The following is a 20,262-nucleotide window of genomic DNA, read 5'->3' as shown; positions in this document are numbered from 1 at the left end:
GTCAGGCCCCCTTCGGCGGAACGAGCTGGAAGTAGATCGCGGTCATCGAGAAGTTCGCGACGAACAGCAGCATGAACGTGATCACCACGGACTGGTTCACCGCGTCGCCGACGCCCTTCGGGCCGCCGCCCGCGTTCACACCCTTGTACGCCGCCACGACCGCGGCGATCGCCCCGAAGACGAGCGCCTTCGCCTGGCCCTGCCACAGGTCGGGGAGATGCGCCAGCGCGGTGAAGGACGCGATGTAGCTGCCCGGCGTACCGTCCTGCAGGACGACGTTGAAGATGTAGCCGCCCATCACGCCGACCACGCTGACGAAACCGTTCAGGAAGAACGCGACCAGCATCGTGGCCAGCACCCGCGGTACGACGAGACGCTGGATCGGGTCGATCCCGAGCACCATCATCGCGTCCAGCTCCTCGCGGATCTTCCGGGAGCCGAGGTCCGCGCAGATCGCCGAACCGCCGGCGCCCGCGATCAGCAGCGCGGTCGCGATCGGCGACGCCTCCCGGACCACCGCCAGCACGGCGGCCGAACCGGTGAAGGCCTGCGCGCCGAACTGCTTGATCAGCCCGCCGACCTGCAGCGCGATCACCGCACCGAACGGGATCGCGACCAGCGCGGTCGGGATGATCGTCACGCTGGCCACGAACCAGGCCTGCTGGAGGAACTCCTTCAGCTGGAACGGCCGCCGGAACATCGCCCGGAACGTGTCCAGCGCGAAGGCGAACAACGACCCCGCATGCTTCAGCGGGGCGGTCGCGGATACGGTCACCGCGCCCCCACCGTCGACGTGGCAAATGATCCCGGGGGCGGGGTGACGCCGTTCTCCCGGCACCACTCGCCCGGTGGGCGCTGGGTCGGGCGGAGCATGCCGCTGCTGGGCAGCTGCTGGATCGGGATCGGCGGCAGCGGCGGCAGCTCCTGGCCGGCCTCGGCGGCGAGCTCCTCGGCGTCCTTCTCCTCGGACATGCCGATCGGGCCGACCATCTGCGCGTTCAGGAACTGCCGGACGACCGGCTCCTCGCTGGACAGCAGCATCTCCCGCGGGCCGAACATCGCCAGGTGCCGGTGGTACAGCATGCCGATGTTGTCCGGGACCGTCCGGGCGGTGTTCACGTCGTGCGTGACGATCAGGAACGTCGGGCTGAACGCCTCGTTCAGGTCGATCATCACCTGGTTCAGGAACGACGTACGGACCGGGTCCAGACCGGAGTCGGGCTCGTCGACGAGCAGGATCTGCGGGTCCAGCACCAGCGCGCGGGCCAGGCCGGCTCTTTTCCGCATACCGCCGGAGATCTCGCCGGGCAGCTTCTTCTCCGCGCCGACCAGGCCGACCATCTCCATCTTCTCCATCACGATGGAGCGGATGTCGGACTCGGACTTCTTGGTGTGCTCGCGGAGCGGGAACGCGACGTTGTCGTACAGGTTCATCGAACCGAACATCGCGCCGTCCTGGAACAGCACGCCGAACAGCCGGCGGATCTCGTACAGCTCGCGCTCGCTGCAGGTCGCGATGTCGGTGCCCTCGATGTACACGTGGCCCTTGTCGGGCTTCAGCAGGCCGATCAGCGTCTTCAGGAACACGGACTTGCCGGTGCCGGAAGGGCCGAGCATCACGCAGATCTCACCGGCCGGCAGCGTCAGGGACACGTCGCCCCAGATCAGCTGGCTGCCGAAGGACTTGGTGAGACCTTCGACGCGGACTTCTACGCCCACCGGCCCTCCTCACACGGGATGTCTGCTGCTGCCCAACGACGGGGCAGTGGCCTAGGTTACGCACGAGTACGGTTTTGCGTAACCCCTGGAAGTCAAGCGATTGCGATCGTAGCCATCCGGAAATCCAAGAAGGACGGCCCCCGTGCGGGGACCGCCCTTCTCAACACATTCGTTACGTCCCTTGACGGAACGTAAGCGACATCACTTCAGCGTGACGGTGGCGCCGGCGCCCTCGAGGGCCTCCTTGGCCTTCTCCGCGGCAGCCTTGTCGACCTTCTCCAGGACGGCCTTCGGGGCCGACTCGACGAGGTCCTTGGCCTCCTTCAGGCCGAGGCTCGTGAGACCGCGCACCTCCTTGATGACCTGGATCTTCTTGTCGCCGGCCGACTCCAGGACGACGTCGAACTCGTCCTGCTCGGCAGCTTCCTCGGCGGCCGGGGCACCCGGCGCGCCCGCGGCGGCGGCAACGGCGACCGGGGCGGCGGCGGTGACGCCGAACTCCTCCTCGAACGCCTTAACGAACTCCGACAGCTCCAGCAGGGTCAGTTCCTTGAACTGGCCGAGGAGCTCTTCGGTGCTGAGCTTCGCCATGGTGGCGGTCCTTCCTGACAAAATGTTGCTTGGTGATCACTGATGGGGTGTTGCGGTGAGATGCCTCAGCTGTCCGCTGCGGCAGTCTCCTCGGTGCTCGCCTCGGCAGGTGCCGCCACCGTGTCCTGGACGTCCCCGGCGGGGGCGGCCTCGGCCGGCAGCTTCTCCTGCAGCGCCGCGAACAGGCGCGCGGCCTGCGACAGCGGAGCAGCGAACAGCGACACCGCGTTCTGCGGGGCCGCCTTCATCGCACCTGCGAGCTTCGCGAGGAGGACCTCACGCGACTCCAGGTCAGCGAGCTTGCTGATCTCGTCAGAGCTGAGCGGCTTGCCGTCGAGCACGCCGCCCTTGATGACGAGAAGGGGATTCGCCTTGGCGAAGTCACGCAGGCCCTTGGCCGCAACCACCGCATCGCCCTTGATGAAGGCGATGGCCGACGGACCCTCGAGCAGCGAGTCGAACGACTCGACACCCGCGTCCTTGGCCGCGATCTTGGTCAGCGTGTTCTTCACCACGGCGTAGTTCACGTCGTCACCGAGCGAAACTCGAAGCTGCTTGAGCTGCGCGACGGTGAGACCGCGGTACTCGGTCAGCACGGCGCCGTTGGAGCTACGGAACTCGTCCGTCAGCTCCGCGACAGCGGCTGCCTTGTCCGGCCTCGCCATGGGGGTCTCCTTCTATCGGCTTCCACGCCTCGGACCCCTGAAAAGAAGAAACACCCCTACGCAGGCGCAAGGGTGTGAGACATACAGTGTCACTATCCAAGTCACCTACGCGGGCCGCCCACCTCTCGATGGGACCTTCAGCTACCTAGGGCAGCGACCAGCGGTCTTCGGCAGGGTCCAGTGTGCCTGATGCCGACCGTGAACATCAAATCGGCTTCGGATGCGGGGGGATCCAGCGGTGCATCGCCGTCGCGGCGGCCCAGCCCGTCCCCGCCATGATCACGATCGCCGGCCCCAGCCCCAGCACCGCCGTCGCCCCCGCCAGCAGCAACGGACCGGCGCCGTTCCCGGTGTCGGCGAAGAGCCTGAACGCCCCCAGGAACTGCGCCCTCCCGACCGGCGGCGACGCATCCGCTCCGAGCGTCATGATCACCCCGGCGCCCAGCCCGTTCCCGATCCCCATCAGCAACGCGACCGCCGTCAACGTCGCGGTCGTGTGCGTCAACGGCAGCAACAGATGCGCCAGCCCCAGCACGAGCATCGACGGTACGGCGACCCACTTCCGCCCGAGCCGGTCCATCACCGATCCGGCCGGGTAGAACAGCAGCATGTCCACCGCTCCGGACAGCCCGAAGATCACACTGGTCGTCTGCGGATCCAGCCCGATGTGCAACGCCCACAGGGGAATCACGACCTGGCGTGACGCCCGTACGGCGCCCACAAGGAGTGCCCCGACGCCCAGGGTCCGCAGTACCGGGAAGTGGTCGCGGATGACGACCCAGGTGGACTGGGCAGCGACAGGGCCTCGCCCACGCCGGTGTTCCACGTCCGGCAGGCTCAACAGCACGCCACAGGCGAGTAGGGCGGCCACCAGGTGCACCCAGTACGCACCGTCCGTACCGAGGAACTTCATCGCGCCCGCGCCGAGGAACGGGCCGATGAAGGAGCCGATCCGTTGTACGCCGCCCAGGGTGGACAGTGCCCGCGCCCGGAGCTCGATGGGGACCGCTTCACTCAGATACGCCTGCCTGGCAAGGCCCCAGACCGCACCGGCGAGGCCGGTGCAGCCAATGGCGATGGCCAGACCCCACACGTTCGGAACGACGAGACAGGCCGCAAGAGCGAACGCTACGAACACGGTCGCGCCCAGCATCGCCTTACGCTCACCAATGCGGTTCGTCAGCGCACCAGCCGGGATGTCACCGATCACCTGGCCCAGCCCGGCCGCAGCTACGACGAGACCGGCAACAGCGACGGATGCACCGAGGTGAGTGGCCGACAGCGCCACAACCGGCGCGATGGCACCTTGCCCGATCCCGTACAGCAGGGCGGGCAGATAGACAGCGGGCGCGATCTTCCAGAGACTCCGGGCCTGTGACATCACCGGCCGCCGGCCAGCGCCGTACTGCGGTCCCGGGCGGCCGGGGTGGCTCCCAGCAACTCCGACACCGACCAGGCACCCGCGGCGACCCTCATCCCGAACTCCTCCATCCGCTCGACCGGCATCCGCATCTCGGGGCCGGACACACTCAGACACCCCGCGACCTCACCGGAGTAGCCGTACACCGGTGCCGCCACGCTGCAGATCCCCGCGGTCCGCTCGGTCCGCGACATCGCGTACCCGCGCCGGCGGATGTCCGCGAACTGCTGGGCCAGCACCTCCGGGTCCGTGATCGTTGCCGGCTGCACCTGTTCCAGCGGACCCTTCAGCACCTCCTGCTGCCGCTCGAACGGCAGGAACGCCAGCAACGCCTTCCCGGGCGCACCCTGCGGCAACGCCACCGGCTGACCGAACTCCGTGTAGGTACGGCGCAACTGGTGGAAGCTCTCGACCTGGTCGAGGACCACGCGCTGCCCCGACGGCAACAGCTCGTGCACGGCCGCGGTCTCCCCTGTGTCATCGCGGAGTGCCCGGAGCACCGGCAGGGCAGCGTCCCGCAGACCGGCCGGAATCCCGCCGCTGTGCGCCAGCTGCACGACCAGCGGACCGATCGCGTACCGCCGGTGCGCCGTCTGGCGGACGAGCCCGTTCTCCTGCATCGCCAGCAGCAGCCGGTGCACGGTGCTCGTCGACAACCCGGTCGCCCGGGCCAGATCGCTGATCCCGAGGTCCGGCGTACGGGCGTCGAAGCAGCGCAGGATCGCCACGGCCCGGTCGATCGACTGAACTGACCCCCGGGTTTCCTGCATAGTGAAACCATATCCCGCGATACGGGAAGCGCTCCAGGCAGTCCAAAGCCCGGACCACCGGGGCCCGGGCTTCGGAGGGGTTCAGCTCAGGACGGCGAGCGCGTCGATCTCGACCAGCATGTCCGGCAGCGGCAGCCCGGTGAACACGGTGGTCCGCGACGGCAGCGCCCCGCTCGGGGTCCGGGTGGACACGAACTCGGCGTACGCCTCGTTCATGGCGCCGAAGTTCTCGCGCTCGGTGAGGTAGACGCGCAGCATCACCACGTCGTCGATGCTCGCGCCGCCGGCCTTCAGGATCGCCTCGATGTTCTGCAGCACCCGGGTGGTCTGGCCCTTCACGTCACCGGCGAACACGAAGTCGCCGCTGGCCGGGTCGACCGAGCCCTGGCCGGACACCTGCAGGATGTTGCCCTTGCGGACGCCCTGCGAGAACACCGGCATCGGGGGTGGCGCGTCGGTAGTGGAGACTGCGCTCTTGTCGGTCATGACACCTCTCAGTTGTAGTCGGCTGTGATCGCCTCGGCGGTGGCGAGCAGCTCGGGGAGCAGCTCGAGCACCTGTTCATAGTTCAGCAGTACGTCGGGCACGGACAACGACACGGCCCCGACGACGCGCCCGGTGGCGTCCTTGAGCGGTGCACCGATGCAGTTGATGAACGACTCGTGTTCCGCCCGGTCCTGCGCCCAGCCACGCTCCTTGGTGGCCACCAGCTCCTCCCGCAGCCGGTCCGGGTCGGTGATCGTGTTCGGCGTGTAGGCCTTGTACTCCAGCGCCTGGACGATGGCCTCCCGCTGCCGCTTGGGCTGCGCGGCCAGCAGCACCTTCCCGACCGCGGTGCAGTGCAGAGCCGCCGGTACGCCGACCTGCGAGTACATGCGTACCGAGCGCACACTGTCCAGCTTGTCGACGTAGATGACCTCACCGTTCTCCCACGCCGCCAGGTGGACCGTCTGCCCGGTCTTCTGGTTCAACTCACGCAGATGCGGTGCAGCAACCTGCCGTACGACGTATTGCTCGCGCGCGACGTCGGCGAGAGCGAACAGCCGCGAGCCCAGGCGGTACCTGTGCGCGGAGTCCCGTCGTACGAACCGGTCGGCCTCCATGGTGCGCAGCAGGCGCAGCACTGTCGTCTTGTGCACGCCGAGCTCGCCGGCGAGCTGGTCCAGCGACCGCTCGCCCTCTCCGAGACTGGTGAGGATCTGCAGCGCTCTGGCCAGGCTCTGACTCATACCGCACCGATCTTCGTCGCCGCCCACTCCGCGTCCGTCGCGTTGAGCAGCCTGTCTCGCTCAGCCGGGCTCGGGGGCGGCGCGTGGTCCTCAGGCCTCGTCAACACAGCAGCCGCGGTCAGATGCCCCAACCGCAACCGCTGCACAGCAGTCAGCCCCTGCAAGGTCCCCGCCAAGAACCCAGCCGCAAACGCATCCCCGGCCCCCACTGTCTCAACAACCTCCACGGACAGTGCTGGGACCTCAGTGCGACCGCTCGGCTCAAGAAGGATCGCCATGTTCGAGTCGTCCTTCACAACCAACGTCCTGGCACCAAGACGCTCGTACAGCTCCTCAGCATCACCAGTGCCGGCAAAGACCTCAGCCTCGTCCGCTCCGATCAGCACGATGTCTGCAGCTCGCAACAACCGCCACAACGGCTCAGGGTCTCGCTCTCGCCACAACACCGGACGCCAGTTCAGGTCAACGCTCAGCAGGAACTCCCGCGGCTCCGTCGCCAGCCGCTCCAGCATGTCCGAGCTGCCGGCAGAGATCGCGGCAGTAATACCCGTCGTGTGCACGAGCTTCGCCTGCTGTAGCCGCTCACGCACGTCTGGCCGATCCAAGAACGCGGGCTGCATGGCAGCAGCCGCCGAGCCGGTCCGGTAGTAGTGCATCAGGGACCGCCCGCCGTCCGACTCCTTCACGTAGAGCGCCGTCGGCCGGACCGGGTCCAGCTCCACTCCCCCGACCTCGACACCGCGCGCCGCGAGGTCCCGCAGTACGTGCTGACCGAACCCGTCGTCGCCGAGCCGCGAGATCCAGCCCGTCGGCACGCCGAGCGCGGCGAGCCCGCCGGCCACGTTGCACTCCGCGCCGCCGACCGAGCGCCGGAACACCTCGACGTCCGCCAGCGGTCCGGCACCACCCGCCAGCATGATCATCGCCTCACCCAGGCAGATCGCGGCCGTCTCGGGCATCGGCACTCCTTGCGGGAGAAGTGATGGGATAGGGGCGTGCGTTGACGCGACTTCGGGCGCGATGCTACAACCGACGAGTCAGAATACGCAATGAGCGTTGCGTATTCTGCAATCCCAACCCCAGGGGGTCTGATGCCTGCTTACGATGCCGACGCCGTCGCCGCTCTTGCCGATCAGCAGGTGAGCTGGCGCGACAAGGCGCTGCCGCCGGGTTTCTGGGGCCGGACCGTCAAGGAGGTCCTGGCCGACCGCCCGCGGCTGTCCCAGCTGCCGACACCGCTGATGACGCTCTCGGCCCCCGGCCTGCGGCACAACGTCGACACGCTCGCCACCTGGTGCACCCGGCACGGCGTGGAGCTGGCGCCGCACGGCAAGACCACGATGGCGCCCGCGCTCTGGGCGATGCAGCTCGACGCCGGCGCCTGGGCGATCACGCTCGCGAACGCGTTCCAGCTCGGCGTCGCCCGGGCGTACGGCGTCCAGCGGGTGCTGATCGCGAACGCGGTGATCTCCCCGCTGCAGCTGCGCTGGATCGCCGACGAGCTCGCCGCCGACCCGTCGTTCGAGGTGTCGGTCTGGGCGGACTCGGTGCGCACCGTCGAGATCATGGAGGCGGCGCGCTCGGCGTACGTCGGCCCGGACGCGCGCCCGCTCGACGTGCTGGTCGAGGTCGGCGGGATCGGCGGCCGGACCGGTGCGCGCGACCCGGAGACCGCGCTGGCCGTCGGCCAGGCGATCGCGGACGCGTCGACGCTGCGGCTGGCCGGGGTCGCCGGGTACGAGGGCGCGATCGGGCACGGTGTCGACGAGGCGAACCTCGAGGAGGTCCGCGGGTACCTGCGCGACCTGGCGTCGGTCCACCACCGGCTGCGCCCGCTGTACGACGCCGGCGTCGTACCGGTGGTCAGCGCCGGCGGCAGCCAGTACTTCGAGCAGGTCGCGAAGGTCCTCGCGGCCGAGGCCGGCGAGGGCGCCCGGGTGGTACTGCGGTCCGGCGCGTACATCTCCCACGACGACGGGCTGTACCGGCGGGTGTCGCCGCTCGGCGAGCACCCGCGGACGGACGGCGAGCAGCTCGTGGCCGCGATGCACGGGTGGATCCGGATCACGTCGCAGCCCGAGCCGGGGCTGGCGATCTTCGACGCGGGCCGCCGCGACTTCCCGTTCGACCAGGACTGGCCGGAGCCGCAGCTGATCCGGCCGCGCTCCTCCGACGGCGAGGTGCTGCCGGCCACCGGTATGACGGTCACCAACCTGAACGACCAGCACGGGTTCCTGCACTTCGGGGACGTCCCGGTGGTGATCGGCGACGAACTGCGGGTCGGCCTGTCGCACCCGTGCACGGCGTTCGACAAGTGGGGCCTGATCCCGGTGATCGACGACCCGGACGCGGCCGACCCGGTCGTGGTGGACCTGGTGCGGACGTTCTTCTGAGATGCTGACCATCACGGGCGCGCTGGTCGTCGACGGTTCGGGTACGCCGGGATACCACGCCGACGTCGCCGTAGACGACGGGCGGATCGTGGCGATCGGCAACGATCTGCCCGGCGCGGACCGGACGATCGCCGCGGACGGGCTGGTGCTGTCGCCCGGGTTCATCGACATGCACTCGCACTCGGACCTGCAGATCCTGGTGAACCCGGACCACACCGCGAAGGTCAGCCAGGGCGTCACGCTGGAGGTGCTCGGCCAGGACGGGCTGTCGTTCGCGCCGATCGACGACCCGACGCGGGCCGTCGTACGGCGCCAGATCGCCGGCTGGAACGGCGAGCCGGACGACTTCGACTTCTCCTGGTCCACCGTCGCCGGGTACCTCGACCGGCTCGACCAGGGCATCGCGTGCAACGCGGCGTACCTGGTCCCGCAGGGCACGGTGCGGATGATGGTCGTTGGTACGTCCAACCGTCCGGCCACCGAGGCCGAACTGGCCCGGATGAAGGAGCTGCTGGCCGCCGGGCTGCGGGACGGCGCGGTCGGGATGAGCAGCGGGCTGACGTACACGCCGGGGATGTTCGCCACGACCGACGAGTTGGTCGAACTGTGCGAGGTCGTCGCGTCGTACGGCGGGTACTACGCGCCGCACCAGCGCTCGTACGGCCGCGGCGCGCTCGAGGCGTACGCCGAGATGGTCGAGGTCGCGCGCCGCTCGGGCTGCGCGCTGCACCTCACCCACGCGGTGATGAACTTCGCGCCGAACGCCGGCCGCGGCGCCGACCTGGTCGCGATGATCGACGCCGCCCTCAACTCCGGCGTCGACGTCACCACCGACACCTACCCGTACTTGCCCGGGGCAACCACCCTGTCCGCGGTGCTGCCGAGCTGGACCGCGGAGGGCGGGCCGGACGCGCTGCTCGCCCGGCTCCGCGACCCGGCCGCGCGGGAGAAGATCACGTACGAACTCGAGCAGGTCGGCACCGACGGCTGCCACGGCTGCGTCGTCGAGTGGGACACGATCGAGATCGGCGGCGTCCGCAACCCGGCGCTGTCGTCCGCGGTCGGCAGCACGGTCGCGGCGCTGGCCGCCCGGACCGGGAAGCCGGCCGCCGACGTGTTCTACGAGCTCCTGCTCGCCGACGACCTCGCGACCTCGATCCTGCAGCACGTCGGCCACGAGGAGAACGTACGGACGATCATGCGGCACCGGTCGCACACCGGCGGCTCGGACGGGATCCTGGCCGGCGGCAAACCGCATCCGCGCTCGTGGGGCACGTTCCCGCGGTACCTCGCCCGGTACGTCCGCGAGCTCGGCGTCCTCGACCTCGCCGATTGCGTCCACCACCTCACAGGCCGCCCGGCCCGCCGGCTGCGGCTCACCGGCCGCGGGCTGGTCCGGCCCGGGTACGCCGCGGACCTGGTGCTGTTCGACCCGGACACGGTCCGCGACGCCGCCACCTTCCCCGAACCCCGGCAACCGGCCGAGGGCATCCCGTACGTGCTCGTCAACGGCGTACCCGTCATCGACGACGGCCGCCGTACCGACGCCCTCCCCGGCCGCGCCGTCCGCCGGACCTCCTGAAAGGAACCCCGCTTGTGAACACCCTGGACCTGCTCCGCGCCGACCGGGTGCTGACCGTCGTCCGTGCCCCGGAGATCTCCGACGCCCGCGACCTCTGCGCCGCACTGGTTGCCGGGGGCATCCACGTCGTCGAGCTCACCTACACCACGCCGGACCTCCCCCGGCACCTGGAGCGCGCCGCCGCCACCGCGGCCGAGACCGGCGCGGTCGTCGGCGCGGGCACCGTGCAGACCGGCGACCAGGCCACGCAGGCGATCAACGCGGGCGCGCAGTTCCTGGTCACCCCGGGTCAGGGTCCCGAGGCCGCCGCGGTCGCCGAGGCGGCACGGTCGGCCGGCGTACCGGTCGTGCTCGGCGCGTTCACCCCGTCGGAGGTGATGACCGCGCTGGCGCTGGGCTCCGCCGCGGTCAAGATCTTCCCGGCGCACCAGCTCGGCCCGAAGTATTTCAAGGACCTGAACGGCCCGTTCCCCGGCGTACCGCTGATCCCGTCCGGCGGCGTCAACGCCGGCAACGCCAAGGACTTCCTCGCCGCCGGTGCTCTCGCCGTCAGTGCCGGTACGGACGTCGTCGCGCCCGCGGAGGTCGCCGCCGGCAACTGGCAGTCGATCACCGACAAGGCGAAAGCGTTCTGCGCGGCTATTGCACAGTGATGCTCCCGTAGCTGCTGCGCAGGAACAGCTTGTGCGTGGCGGACGCATCGTTCGGCACGCTGAGATTGGTCGACCCCTGCGCGGCGACCGCGTCGATCGCGTACGTCGTCGAGTGTGGCAGCTGCACGGTGATCGAGCCGTCGCTGGAGGTGGCCGACACCTCGTCCGGCGCCTTGTCGAAGAGGATCGAGATCGAGCCGCTGCGGGAATCCACCGACACGCGTGGGCTGCGGATCTGGGCCATGTCCACCGAGCCGTCGCTGACATCCACCGTCAACGGCGCGGCCACCGAGTCGACGTTGAGCGAGGCTTGCTGGACCTTCGCCCGGACGGCCGCGTTCGCCGGGACGTCCACGGTCAGCGTGACCTCACAGTGCAGCTCCGGGCACATCGTGTCGACCTTGACCAGCCCGCCCTCGGTCACCACCCGGACGTCCGGCCGGCGCGCCGCATACGTCCCGTCGACCGTGACGTGCACCTGCCCGTCGAAGCTCGCCTCGATCTGCGTCGGCAGGTCGGACGTGACCTGTACGCCGGACGTCGCCGGCGCGAACGAGGCCGAGTAGTTGTACGGCAGCTTCCCCCGGATCAAACTCACCGTCAGCGCGCCACTGCCCACCAGCACCAGCAGCAACGGCACCACCCCGACGAGCAGCATCGTCCGCTGCGCCCTGGTCATGGGGCCTCCCGCCCTGGACTGAGGAGCGCAGCGACGAGGGAAGGGCGGGAGCAACAGCCCCATGACCCGCCGCGACGGAGTCGCGGCATCAGCACAGTCAGTTTCATGACGTCCCCAGATATCTCAGCACCGCCAGCACCCGGCGGTGTTCGCCGTCGGTCGGTGACAGTTGGAGCTTCAGGAAGATGTTGCTGATGTGCTTCTCGACCGCGCCCTCGCCGACGACCAGCGCCTGCGCGATCCCGGCGTTCGACTTGCCCTCCGCCATCGCCCGGAGAACGTCCTGTTCCCGAGGGCTCAGCACGGCCAGCGGGTCCGCCTTCCGGGACCGCACCAGCAGCTGCGCGATCACCTCCGGGTCCAGCGCCGCGCCGCCGCCCGCGACCCGGCGCAGCCCGTCGATGAACTGGTCGACGTCCGCCACCCGGTCCTTCAGCAGGTACCCGACACCACCCGGGTTCCCGCCGATCAGCTCGCTCGCATACCGCTCCTCGACGTACTGCGAGAGCACGAGTACGCCGACCTCCGCGTACTGATCGCGGATCACCAGCGCGGCCCGGAGCCCCTCGTCGGTGAACGTCGGCGGCATCCGTACGTCCACCACGCAGACGTCCGGCCGGTGCTCCTCGACCGCCGTCAGCAACTGGTTGCCGTCCCCGACCGCCGCGACCACCAGGCAGTCCTGCTCCTCGAGCAGCCGCACGATGCCCTCCCGCAGCAGCACCGAGTCCTCGGCGATCACGACCCGCATCCGTCCGTCCTCCTCAGCCACAGGGCACCTCCGCGATCAGCGTCGTGCCGCCACCCGGCGGACTGTCCACCGTCAGCCGTCCGTCCACCCCGGCCACCCGATCGGCCAGCCCGCGCAACCCGCTGCCGCCCGCCGGATCCGCACCGCCGCGGCCGTTGTCCCGCACCACGACCCGCAGTACGTCGTCTTTCCGGACCACGAGCACGTCCACCTCCGCGGCGTCGGCGTGCTTGGCGACGTTCGCCAGCGCCTCGGTCACCACGAAGTACGCGATCGACTCGACCGTCAGCTTCGGCCTGGGCCGGACCTCGACGCTGAGCCGGACCGGCACCGGCGATCGGGCCGCGACCGCCGACAGCGCCGCGTCCAGGCCGCGGTCGGTCAGCACCGGCGGATGCAGTCCGCGGGTCAGGTCACGGATCTCCGCGATCGCCTGCATCGCCTCCGAGTGCGCTTCCTCGATCAGCGTCCGGACCGCGGGTTCCCGGTCCCCGAGCCGGTTCTTCGCCCGGCCGAGCGTCATCGCCAGCGACACCAGCCGCTGCTGGGCGCCGTCGTGCAGGTCGCGCTCCATCCGGCGCCGCTCCGCCTCGACCGAGTCGACCACCTGCTGCCGGCTCTGCACCAACTGGTGGACGCGCTCGGCCAGTACGCCGGTCTCCGACGGCCCGAGCAGCTCCTTCACCAGCCACCCGTCGAACCACGAGGCGGTCCGGATCAGCAACGGCGACACGAACACCAGGAACAGCACCGCGAGCACCGCCACGACCGAGGCGCTCGTCGTCGAGTCGACGATGAACGGCCCGAGCTGGGCCTGCGAGGCGGCGAACTGCGAGTAGTACGCCGGCAGCGGAATCAGCACGAACGGCACCGACCACGCGATCGGGACCAGGAACAGCCAGGCAATCGACAACCAGAACAGCAGGACGTAATAGATGAACTGCCGCCACAGCCCCGGGTCCTTCACCGCCAGGACCGCGTCCTCGACGGCCGACCCGGTGCGTGCCGGCGGCACCAGCGCGGGCACTTCCTGGCCGCGGGTGATCCGGGCCCGGGCCCGCTCCCAGCCGGCGATGCCGTAGACCCAGGTGTTCGCCCACCGGCTGAGCGGGATCCCGAACGGCGCCAGCAGGAAGCCCACCACGACCACGATGGTCGCCGCGAGGACGAGCAGACCAGAGGTCAGCACCACCACCGCGTCGCCCAGCAGATGGATAGTTGCCAACCACAAGTAGGGTGACCGCCACAGGCCCCAGGGCGTCCGGGGAACCGGACTCGCCGCAGCCGTCATCCGGATCACCTCCCCGTGTCAGCGCCTGCTCGCGGTCACAACCTACGTGGTCGGCACCGCCGGACGGCATCAGGACAGCCCACGGAATCCGCCGGGGGTTATCCCCACCCCCGTTCGTGGGCTGGCCGGACTGTGCCGGGAAGCGTTCCCCGGAAGGCTTGATGGCATGACGACGACAGCGATCCGCCCGACCGAGATCGGGCGAGCCATGGACGGGAAACTCGGTGACGCGATCGACGACCGCGTGGCCGACGCGCTGGAGGACTACCTCGCCGACGGCCGGCTGGACGGCCGGATCCGGCCGCGCCGCTCGCCGGGCGGCCTGGCCGCGATGGTTGCCGCCGGGGTCGCGGCGGTGCTGCTGCCGTGGTGCCTGATCCTGGCCGCCACGCTGCCGAGCACCTACGAGGCGGGCCACTGGAAGCTGACGTGGATCGGCCTCGACTGCGCCACCGCGATCGCCGCCGGTCTCACGGCGTACCTGCTGCACAAACGCAACAGGCACGCCGTTCTGACCGCGGTGGCCGCCGGCACGCTGCTGATCGCCGACGCCTGGTTCGACGTGAGTACGTCGGCCGCCGGCTTCGACCGCACGCTCTCGGTGACCGAGGCGCTGCTCCTCGAGCTGCCGCTCGCGGTGTGCGCGTTCGTGGTGGCGGCCCGCGAGCTCAGGCGCTGATCAGCTCCAGCACCGGCCCCTCGTGCAACGCCCGGTAGACCTTGTCCCGCAGGACGTTCGCCTCCGCGTCGGTGAGCGTCCGGTCCACCGGCCGCAGGACCAGCCTGACCAGCAGATTCCGTTGGCCGGGCGTCATCTGGAGACGTGTCCGGGCACTCGTCGGCAAGTCGTCGTACGACGTTTCGCCCAGCACCTCCAGCGACTCCGCCGCATCCGCGTCCGGGCCCAGCGCGGCCCGGACCTTGTCGCCGAGCACCTCGTCCGACACGTCCGCCGACCCGCCCACCACGACCGACAGGTCCCGGCGGACCGGCGGCATCGACGAGACCGGCTTGTACGGCGCCAGGTCGAGCATCTGCTCCGCCACGCGCGGGTCGGTGGACCGGAGCAGCCGGATGTCGCGGATCCCCTTGCGGAGCATCATCAGCCGGTCGAGCCCCGGGCCCATCGCGAGCCCCGTCCAGGTCTCGTCCAGCCCGGCGAGCCGCAGTACGTGCGGCGCCGCCACCCCGCACTCGCCGATCTCGATCCACTGGTCGTCCAGCAGTACGTCGATCTGCCGGCCGTGGATCGTGTACGGGTGGACCGCCGGCACGGTGCGGTAGGTCTGACCGGGCAGGACGGTACCGACCAGGCGGGCGATCATCTCCTCCAGCTCCGGCTCGCCGAGCGCGACGTTCCGGCTGACCCGCCACAGGTCCAGCTGATGCGGCGTACCGGTGTGCTGCCAGTCGACCGAGTCCCGGCGGTAACAGATGCCGGCGCAGATCATCAGTACGTCGGACGCGTCCGAGCCGGCCAGCTCCCGGAGCGCCGGCGGGATCATCGCCGACGTGTGGCTGCGCAGCACCTCGTTGTCCGAGACGTACCGCGTGTAGCGGGCCTCCCGGGTGACGGCATCGGTCGCGTAGCCGAGGTTGTCGTAGTTGTCCGCCAGCGGTACGACGGGATGGTCGCGGCGGGTCCAGATCTCGGTGTACGGCCAGGCCGCAGCGAGCGCCGTACGGATCGAGTCGACGACGAGCTGGACGGCGTGCGGCCCTTGGGCGGGGTCGCTGAGGTCGCGGAGCGCGAGGGCAGCGTGCAGTTCTTCAAGAGTGAGGACAGACATGGGTTCTCTCCAAGGATGACGGTCTCGACGGGGGTCCACCCCGGTCGGCCGCGGTCACCTCAGGAGAGAGCGCAGCAGCAGCTCACCCCGTCGGCACCGTCGTGCCGGCCGGGGCGCAGAAATCGCCGCCCGTACTGCGTCATGCCGTCGATTCTAGCTGGTTGCCCGGAAATGCACTCCCGCGGCGGAGGCCGGGGTGCGACCATGGGCCGCATGCGCTGGATCGACACACTGGAGACCGCGGCCGCCGAGAAGCTGCCCGAGGCCGTGCACCGCTACTACCGGCAGGGTTCCGCGGGCGGCGTCAGCGTCGGCGAGGCCACCGCGGCCTGGTCGGCGTACCGCTTCCGGCCGCGCGTGCTGAACGACGTCTCCAGCATCGACCTCGGTACGACGGTGCTCGGTACGCCGGTCGACGCACCGGTGCTGGTGGCGCCGTCGACGATGCAGCGGATGGCCGACCCGGACGGCGAGCTCGCGATGGCGCGCGGCGTCAGCGCTGCCCGGTCCGTTCTCGGTGTGTCGAGCAACGCCGGCTCCACGTTCGCCGAGATCGGCGCCACCGGAGTGCCGTGGTGGCTGCAGATCTACGTCGTCCGGAACCGCGACATCACCCGCCGGATGCTCGACGCGGCGGTCGCGGGCGGCGCGCGGGCCGTCGTACTGACCGTCGACACCCCGGTCGTGGGCCGCAAGGAGGACGAGGGCGAGACCGTCTGGGACCTGGTGAAACCGGGCCAACTGCTCGCCAACCTGCCCGCCGGCGACTGGTCCGACGACGACCTCGCCAAGGCCGACGACCTGAACCCCGACGTCATCGGCTGGCTCGCCGAACGCACCGGACTCCCGGTCGTCGTCAAGGGCGTCCTGCGCGGCGACGACGCCAAGCGCTGCGCGGACGCGGGCGCCGCCGGCATCATCGTCTCGAACCACGGCGGCCGTCAGCTCGACGGCTCGATCCCGACCGCGCGGGCCCTGCCCGAGGTCGCCGAAGCCGTTGCCGGCAGCAACGTCGAGGTGTACGTCGACGGCGGCATCCGGCGCGGCGAACACCTCCTCACCGCCCTCGCCCTCGGCGCCCACGCCGTCTTCGTCGGCCGCCCCGCCCTCTGGGCCCTCACCGTAGGTTCGTCCACCGGCGTCACCCGCCTCCTCACCGACCTGGCCGAAGAACTCGACCACACGATGCGCCTGATCGGCGCCCCCACCCCCACCTCCCTAACCCCAGACCTCATCACCCACTGACAGCCAAGAAGCCCCACCCCGCCCCCACAACCCCTCACCCCGTCCCCTCGCCGGCCCCACCGACAAGCAGCCCCCACCACCACAGCCCCCGCACCGCCCCCTCCCGCACCGCGCCCCTCCCGCGCGCCCCTCCCGCGCGCCGCCCGCACCGCACCCCTCCCCTCACCCGCACCGTCCCCCGCACCGCCCCCCTCCCGCGCGCCCCTCCCGCGCGCCCCTCCCGCGCGCCCCTCCCGCGCGCCCCTCCCGCGCGCCCCTCCCGCGCGCACCCGCCCACTCGCCCCGCCCGCACCGCACCGCACCTTTCACCCGTCCCTCGCCGGACTCCGCCGGTAACAACGAGAAAGCCCCCGCCGTGGCGGGGGCTTTCCGGTGCTGAGAAGGCTGAGGCTCAGGCCTCGACCTGGTCCTCGGCGAGGTTGCGGGTCAGGTTGGGGTCAACCTGGACACCCGGACCCATCGTGGTCGAGAAGACCGTCTTCTTGATGTAGCGGCCCTTGGAGCTGGCCGGCTTCAGCCGGAGGATCTCCTCGAGCGCGGCGCCGTAGTTCTCCACCAGCTGAGCCTCGTCGAACGACGCCTTGCCGATGATGAAGTGCAGGTTCGCGTGCCGGTCGACCCGGAACTCGATCTTGCCGCCCTTGATGTCGGACACGGCCTTGGTCACGTCCGGCGTGACCGTACCGGTCTTCGGGTTCGGCATCAGACCACGCGGGCCGAGGACGCGACCGAGGCGGCCGACCTTGCCCATCAGGTCAGGGGTGGCGACGACGGCGTCGAAGTCCAGCCAGCCGTCGGTCACCTTCTTGATCATGTCGTCGTCGCCGACGAAGTCGGCGCCCGCCGCCTTTGCCTGCTCGGCCTTGTCGCCGGTCGCGAAGACGAGGACCCGTGCCGTCTTGCCGGTACCGTGCGGAAGGTTGACGGTGCCACGCACCATCTGGTCGGCCTTGCGGGGGTCGACCCCGAGACGCATCGCGACGTCCACGGTGGAGTTGAACTTCTTGCTGCCGGCGGCCTCCTTGGCCAGCCGGATCGCCTCCAGCGGCGTGTACAGGTGATCGAAGTCGATCTTCTCCGCGGCGGCGCGGTAAGCCTTGCTGCGCTGTGCCATTACTGCTGTTCCTCTCTGGGGTGTGGTCTCCGGGCGGCGCTACGCCCTGCCACTACTTCTGGTGAATTGGGTACGGTCAGCCGTCGACGACGACGCCCATGGAGCGCGCCGTACCCTCGATGATCTTCATCGCCGCGTCGATGTCGCGGGCGTTCAGGTCCGGCATCTTCGTGGTGGCGATCTCGCGGACCTGGTCCTTGGAGATCTTGCCGACCTTGTCCCGCTGCGGGACGGCCGAGCCCTTCTGCAGACCGGCGGCCTTCTTGATCATCTCCGGCGCCGGCGGCGTCTTGGTGACGAAGGTGAAGGAACGGTCTTCGTAGATCGTGATCTCGACCGGTACGACGTTGCCGCGCATGGACTCCGTCTGGGCGTTGTACGCCTTGCAGAACTCCATGATGTTGACGCCGTGCGGACCGAGCGCGGTACCGACCGGCGGGGCCGGCGTCGCGGCACCGGCCTGGAGCTGCACCTTGACCAGGGCAGCGATCTTCTTCTTGGGAGGCATTCTGTCGGGTCCTTAGACTTTCTGGATCTGGTTGAAGCTGAGTTCCACCGGGGTCTCCCGGCCGAAGATCTCAACCAGGGCCTTGATCCGCTGGGCCTCGGCGTTGATCTCCGTGACTGTGGCGTGCAGGGTCGCGAACGGCCCGTCGACCACCATGACCGAGTCACCGACACCGAAGTCGGCAACCTCGACCTTCTTCTTGGCCGCGGTCTTGGTGGGTGCGGCACCGGCTTCGGCTGCCGCCGCCTCGGCCGCCGCCACGACGGCCGGAGCGAGCATCTTCTCCACCTCTTCGAGGCTGAGCGGGACCGGCTTCTGGCTGTTCCCGACGAAGCCGGTCACCGACGGCGTGTGCCGCACGGTCGACCAGGACTCGTCGGTCAGGTCCATCCGGACCAGCACGTAGCCCGGCAGCACCGTGCGCTTCACCATCCGGCGCTGCCCGTTCTTGATCTCGGCGACCTCCTCGGTCGGCACGATGATCTCGAAGATGTAGTCCTCCATGTTCAGGGAGTTGATCCGGTTCTCCAGGTTGCCCTTGACCCGGTTCTCCATCCCTGAGTACGTGTGCACGACGTACCAGTCGCCGAACTGCGACCGCAGCCGGGTGCGCAGCTCCTCGAGCGGGTCGACCGGCTCGGCGGGCTCCGCCGCCACGACCTCGGTCTCGTCGTCGTCGGTCTCGTCGTCGTCATCGGTGTCGTCGTCCGTGACACCGGCGCTCGAGAAGACCACCTCGTCCGGCGCGGCGGCCGGCTCGGCGGTGGTCAGCGGCGCGGTCTCCGCCGTCTCGTCGGCGAGCTCCTCCTCGGCGTCCTCGACGTCCGCCGCGGTCACCACCTCGGCGACCTCGGCCTCGTCGGCCGCCGGGACCACCACGACCGGCTCGTCGTCGGACGTGTCCGGGTCCGGCTTCGGCGTCTCCGCCTCGTCGTCGGCGGAGTACTCGTCGTCGGTCTCGTCGTCGTTGTCGCTCTCGTCCTCGTCGTCGAGGCCGGCGAACGGGTCGTCGTCATCGTCGTCATCGTCACCGAACAGGTCGTCGTCGGTGGCGGTCTCGTCGAAGTCGAGATCGAGGTCGTCGGAGTCGGATACGTCGAACTCGCCCTCGTAGTCGAGGACCTCGTCGTCGCGCTCGGACACGTCGTACTCCGTCATCTGTGCATCGGGGGTCTTGTCTGTTTCAGGTCGGGCCGGTCGCCCGGGACCTACAGTTGGTCGTTGGCCGGCGTTCCTCAGCCGAAGACCTTGAACATCGCCCAGCCGAAGGCGAGGTCGAGGACCGAGACGATCGCGATGACGAACACCACGAAGGTCAGGACGACCACGAAGTAGGTGGACAGCTGCTTGCGAGTGGGCCAGACCACCTTGCGGAGCTCGGCGACCACCTGCCGGTAGAAGCGCAGCAGGCCCCTGCCCTGCTTGCCCTCCGCGGGCTTGCCGGCGCCGGACGGTGCCGGGGTGCGCGTCTCCGTCACGACCTACCTCTTTCGCTAGCGGCGGCCTGACCGGCCCTGCGCCGGTCAGGATTTGCAGGGCACGAGGGACTTGAACCCCCAACCTTCGGTTTTGGAGACCGATGCTCTGCCAGTTGAGCTAGTGCCCTCTGCAATCCATCCGGACGCCGCGTGGGACCTGATCTCGGGCATGCCGGATCAGGGCCATCAACGCCCGGACTAGAGAAGTGTACGGGGTCTGAGCCACGTGGTCGAACTGAGGCCCTCACCCGCACGACCCCGGACCCGGGCGCCGCACCGCGATGAGAACCATACAGCCTCCACGTCCCCCCAACGGACCACACCCCCCGCGCGTTCCCGGACGTCCGCCTCACCTGGTGGATACCGGTGGGACCTGGCGAGCGG

Annotated in this window: 22 protein-coding genes and 1 tRNA gene; 5 read left to right on the top strand and 18 right to left on the bottom strand. The window is 69.9% G+C overall.

The window, feature by feature from the left end:
• Position 1: 1 nt before the first annotated feature.
• The 9 genes from ACFV9C_RS26600 to ACFV9C_RS26560 form a co-directional block, all read right to left on the bottom strand.
• Complete coding sequence (locus ACFV9C_RS26600) at positions 2-775, bottom strand: MlaE family ABC transporter permease (RefSeq protein WP_380197810.1); 774 nt, start codon at positions 773-775, stop codon at positions 2-4.
• The gene (locus tag ACFV9C_RS26595; RefSeq protein WP_380197808.1) at positions 772-1,719 is read right to left on the bottom strand and encodes an ABC transporter ATP-binding protein; all 948 of its coding nucleotides are present in this window, start codon (positions 1,717-1,719) and stop codon (positions 772-774) included. The genes ACFV9C_RS26600 and ACFV9C_RS26595 overlap by 4 nt, the downstream gene beginning before the upstream one ends.
• A 201-nt stretch (positions 1,720-1,920) precedes the next feature.
• Entirely contained in the window at positions 1,921-2,310 is a 390-nt protein-coding gene (rplL, locus tag ACFV9C_RS26590) for a 50S ribosomal protein L7/L12 (protein ID WP_380197806.1), read from the bottom strand.
• Between the two features lie 65 nt (positions 2,311-2,375).
• On the bottom strand, positions 2,376-2,975 hold the full coding sequence (rplJ, locus tag ACFV9C_RS26585; RefSeq protein WP_380197804.1) for a 50S ribosomal protein L10: 600 nt from the start codon (positions 2,973-2,975) through the stop codon (positions 2,376-2,378).
• 205 nt (positions 2,976-3,180) lie between these two features.
• Positions 3,181-4,356: an MFS transporter gene (locus ACFV9C_RS26580; protein ID WP_380197801.1), complete on the bottom strand. Its 1,176-nt coding sequence runs from the start codon at positions 4,354-4,356 to the stop codon at positions 3,181-3,183.
• The gene (locus ACFV9C_RS26575; protein WP_380197798.1) at positions 4,356-5,165 is read right to left on the bottom strand and encodes an IclR family transcriptional regulator; all 810 of its coding nucleotides are present in this window, start codon (positions 5,163-5,165) and stop codon (positions 4,356-4,358) included. The genes ACFV9C_RS26580 and ACFV9C_RS26575 overlap by 1 nt, the downstream gene beginning before the upstream one ends.
• Positions 5,166-5,246: 81 nt before the next feature.
• Positions 5,247-5,651 (bottom strand): RidA family protein, encoded by a 405-nt coding sequence (locus ACFV9C_RS26570; protein ID WP_380197796.1) that lies wholly within the window; start codon positions 5,649-5,651, stop codon positions 5,247-5,249.
• Between the two features lie 8 nt (positions 5,652-5,659).
• Complete coding sequence (locus tag ACFV9C_RS26565; RefSeq protein ID WP_380197794.1) at positions 5,660-6,394, bottom strand: IclR family transcriptional regulator; 735 nt, start codon at positions 6,392-6,394, stop codon at positions 5,660-5,662.
• Positions 6,391-7,353, bottom strand: a complete 963-nt coding sequence (locus ACFV9C_RS26560; protein ID WP_380197792.1) for a sugar kinase — start codon at positions 7,351-7,353, stop codon at positions 6,391-6,393. The genes ACFV9C_RS26565 and ACFV9C_RS26560 overlap by 4 nt, the downstream gene beginning before the upstream one ends.
• Before the next feature lie 132 nt (positions 7,354-7,485).
• Between ACFV9C_RS26560 and ACFV9C_RS26555 the strand changes: the two genes are divergently transcribed.
• The 3 genes from ACFV9C_RS26555 to ACFV9C_RS26545 are packed head-to-tail and all read left to right on the top strand — an operon-like array spanning position 7,486 to position 11,022.
• Complete coding sequence (locus ACFV9C_RS26555) at positions 7,486-8,787, top strand: amino acid deaminase (RefSeq protein WP_380197789.1); 1,302 nt, start codon at positions 7,486-7,488, stop codon at positions 8,785-8,787.
• Between the two features lies 1 nt (position 8,788).
• Positions 8,789-10,369, top strand: a complete 1,581-nt coding sequence (locus ACFV9C_RS26550; protein ID WP_380197787.1) for an amidohydrolase family protein — start codon at positions 8,789-8,791, stop codon at positions 10,367-10,369.
• 14 nt (positions 10,370-10,383) lie between these two features.
• Positions 10,384-11,022, top strand: a complete 639-nt coding sequence (locus ACFV9C_RS26545) for a bifunctional 4-hydroxy-2-oxoglutarate aldolase/2-dehydro-3-deoxy-phosphogluconate aldolase (protein ID WP_380197785.1) — start codon at positions 10,384-10,386, stop codon at positions 11,020-11,022.
• Here ACFV9C_RS26545 and ACFV9C_RS26540 read toward each other — a convergent pair.
• The 3 genes from ACFV9C_RS26540 to ACFV9C_RS26530 all read right to left on the bottom strand — a co-directional run bounded on the left by ACFV9C_RS26540 (position 11,009) and on the right by ACFV9C_RS26530 (position 13,677).
• The gene (locus ACFV9C_RS26540; RefSeq protein WP_380197783.1) at positions 11,009-11,701 is read right to left on the bottom strand and encodes a DUF4097 family beta strand repeat-containing protein; all 693 of its coding nucleotides are present in this window, start codon (positions 11,699-11,701) and stop codon (positions 11,009-11,011) included. The two genes, ACFV9C_RS26545 and ACFV9C_RS26540, sit on opposite strands and share 14 nt — an antisense overlap.
• Positions 11,702-11,804: 103 nt before the next feature.
• A complete protein-coding gene (locus tag ACFV9C_RS26535; protein WP_380198270.1) occupies positions 11,805-12,452 on the bottom strand; it encodes a response regulator in 648 nt (215 codons plus the stop codon).
• 13 nt (positions 12,453-12,465) lie between these two features.
• Complete coding sequence (locus ACFV9C_RS26530) at positions 12,466-13,677, bottom strand: sensor histidine kinase (RefSeq protein ID WP_380197782.1); 1,212 nt, start codon at positions 13,675-13,677, stop codon at positions 12,466-12,468.
• A gap of 232 nt (positions 13,678-13,909) precedes the next feature.
• Here ACFV9C_RS26530 and ACFV9C_RS26525 point away from each other — a divergent pair, with 232 nt between their 5' ends.
• Positions 13,910-14,422: a hypothetical protein gene (locus tag ACFV9C_RS26525; RefSeq protein WP_380197780.1), complete on the top strand. Its 513-nt coding sequence runs from the start codon at positions 13,910-13,912 to the stop codon at positions 14,420-14,422.
• Here the strand turns inward: ACFV9C_RS26525 and ACFV9C_RS26520 are convergent.
• Positions 14,412-15,533, bottom strand: a complete 1,122-nt coding sequence (locus tag ACFV9C_RS26520) for a hypothetical protein (protein ID WP_380197778.1) — start codon at positions 15,531-15,533, stop codon at positions 14,412-14,414. The genes ACFV9C_RS26525 and ACFV9C_RS26520 overlap by 11 nt on opposite strands.
• Before the next feature lie 213 nt (positions 15,534-15,746).
• Between ACFV9C_RS26520 and ACFV9C_RS26515 the strand changes: the two genes are divergently transcribed.
• Positions 15,747-16,778 (top strand): alpha-hydroxy acid oxidase, encoded by a 1,032-nt coding sequence (locus tag ACFV9C_RS26515; RefSeq protein WP_380197775.1) that lies wholly within the window; start codon positions 15,747-15,749, stop codon positions 16,776-16,778.
• Between the two features lie 391 nt (positions 16,779-17,169).
• Here the strand turns inward: ACFV9C_RS26515 and rplA are convergent, their stop codons facing one another.
• The 5 genes from rplA to ACFV9C_RS26490 all read right to left on the bottom strand — a co-directional run bounded on the left by rplA (position 17,170) and on the right by ACFV9C_RS26490 (position 20,006).
• On the bottom strand, positions 17,170-17,892 hold the full coding sequence (rplA, locus tag ACFV9C_RS26510; protein WP_380197773.1) for a 50S ribosomal protein L1: 723 nt from the start codon (positions 17,890-17,892) through the stop codon (positions 17,170-17,172).
• Between the two features lie 76 nt (positions 17,893-17,968).
• Entirely contained in the window at positions 17,969-18,400 is a 432-nt protein-coding gene (rplK, locus tag ACFV9C_RS26505; RefSeq protein WP_344191578.1) for a 50S ribosomal protein L11, read from the bottom strand.
• A gap of 12 nt (positions 18,401-18,412) precedes the next feature.
• Positions 18,413-19,279, bottom strand: a complete 867-nt coding sequence (gene nusG / locus ACFV9C_RS26500) for a transcription termination/antitermination protein NusG (RefSeq protein WP_380198269.1) — start codon at positions 19,277-19,279, stop codon at positions 18,413-18,415.
• 356 nt (positions 19,280-19,635) lie between these two features.
• A complete protein-coding gene (gene secE, locus ACFV9C_RS26495; protein WP_344191576.1) occupies positions 19,636-19,878 on the bottom strand; it encodes a preprotein translocase subunit SecE in 243 nt (80 codons plus the stop codon).
• Positions 19,879-19,933: 55 nt separating this feature from the next.
• Positions 19,934-20,006 (bottom strand) — tRNA-Trp (locus ACFV9C_RS26490).
• Positions 20,007-20,262: the final 256 nt, after the last annotated feature.

The organism is Kribbella sp. NPDC059898 (genome assembly GCF_042730855.1).
GTDB lineage: Bacteria > Actinomycetota > Actinomycetes > Propionibacteriales > Kribbellaceae > Kribbella.
Note: the sequence above shows the minus strand (reverse complement) of the source record. Positions and strands in the feature narration are given on the sequence as shown.

Excerpts from the sequence above, each read along its gene's own strand:
- rplL (WP_380197806.1), bottom strand. The coding sequence starts at position 2,310 with ATGGCGAAGCTCAGCACCGAAGAGCTCCTCGGCCAGTTCAAGGAACTG.
- rplJ (WP_380197804.1), bottom strand. The coding sequence starts at position 2,975 with ATGGCGAGGCCGGACAAGGCAGCCGCTGTCGCGGAGCTGACGGACGAG.
- ACFV9C_RS26580 (WP_380197801.1), bottom strand. The coding sequence starts at position 4,356 with ATGTCACAGGCCCGGAGTCTCTGGAAGATCGCGCCCGCTGTCTATCTG.
- ACFV9C_RS26575 (WP_380197798.1), bottom strand. The coding sequence starts at position 5,165 with ATGCAGGAAACCCGGGGGTCAGTTCAGTCGATCGACCGGGCCGTGGCG.
- ACFV9C_RS26570 (WP_380197796.1), bottom strand. The coding sequence starts at position 5,651 with ATGACCGACAAGAGCGCAGTCTCCACTACCGACGCGCCACCCCCGATG.
- ACFV9C_RS26565 (WP_380197794.1), bottom strand. The coding sequence starts at position 6,394 with ATGAGTCAGAGCCTGGCCAGAGCGCTGCAGATCCTCACCAGTCTCGGA.
- ACFV9C_RS26560 (WP_380197792.1), bottom strand. The coding sequence starts at position 7,353 with ATGCCCGAGACGGCCGCGATCTGCCTGGGTGAGGCGATGATCATGCTG.
- ACFV9C_RS26555 (WP_380197789.1), top strand. The coding sequence starts at position 7,486 with ATGCCTGCTTACGATGCCGACGCCGTCGCCGCTCTTGCCGATCAGCAG.
- ACFV9C_RS26550 (WP_380197787.1), top strand. The coding sequence starts at position 8,789 with ATGCTGACCATCACGGGCGCGCTGGTCGTCGACGGTTCGGGTACGCCG.
- ACFV9C_RS26540 (WP_380197783.1), bottom strand. The coding sequence starts at position 11,701 with ATGACCAGGGCGCAGCGGACGATGCTGCTCGTCGGGGTGGTGCCGTTG.
- ACFV9C_RS26535 (WP_380198270.1), bottom strand. The coding sequence starts at position 12,452 with ATGCGGGTCGTGATCGCCGAGGACTCGGTGCTGCTGCGGGAGGGCATC.
- ACFV9C_RS26525 (WP_380197780.1), top strand. The coding sequence starts at position 13,910 with ATGACGACGACAGCGATCCGCCCGACCGAGATCGGGCGAGCCATGGAC.
- ACFV9C_RS26520 (WP_380197778.1), bottom strand. The coding sequence starts at position 15,533 with ATGTCTGTCCTCACTCTTGAAGAACTGCACGCTGCCCTCGCGCTCCGC.
- ACFV9C_RS26515 (WP_380197775.1), top strand. The coding sequence starts at position 15,747 with ATGCGCTGGATCGACACACTGGAGACCGCGGCCGCCGAGAAGCTGCCC.
- rplA (WP_380197773.1), bottom strand. The coding sequence starts at position 17,892 with ATGGCACAGCGCAGCAAGGCTTACCGCGCCGCCGCGGAGAAGATCGAC.
- rplK (WP_344191578.1), bottom strand. The coding sequence starts at position 18,400 with ATGCCTCCCAAGAAGAAGATCGCTGCCCTGGTCAAGGTGCAGCTCCAG.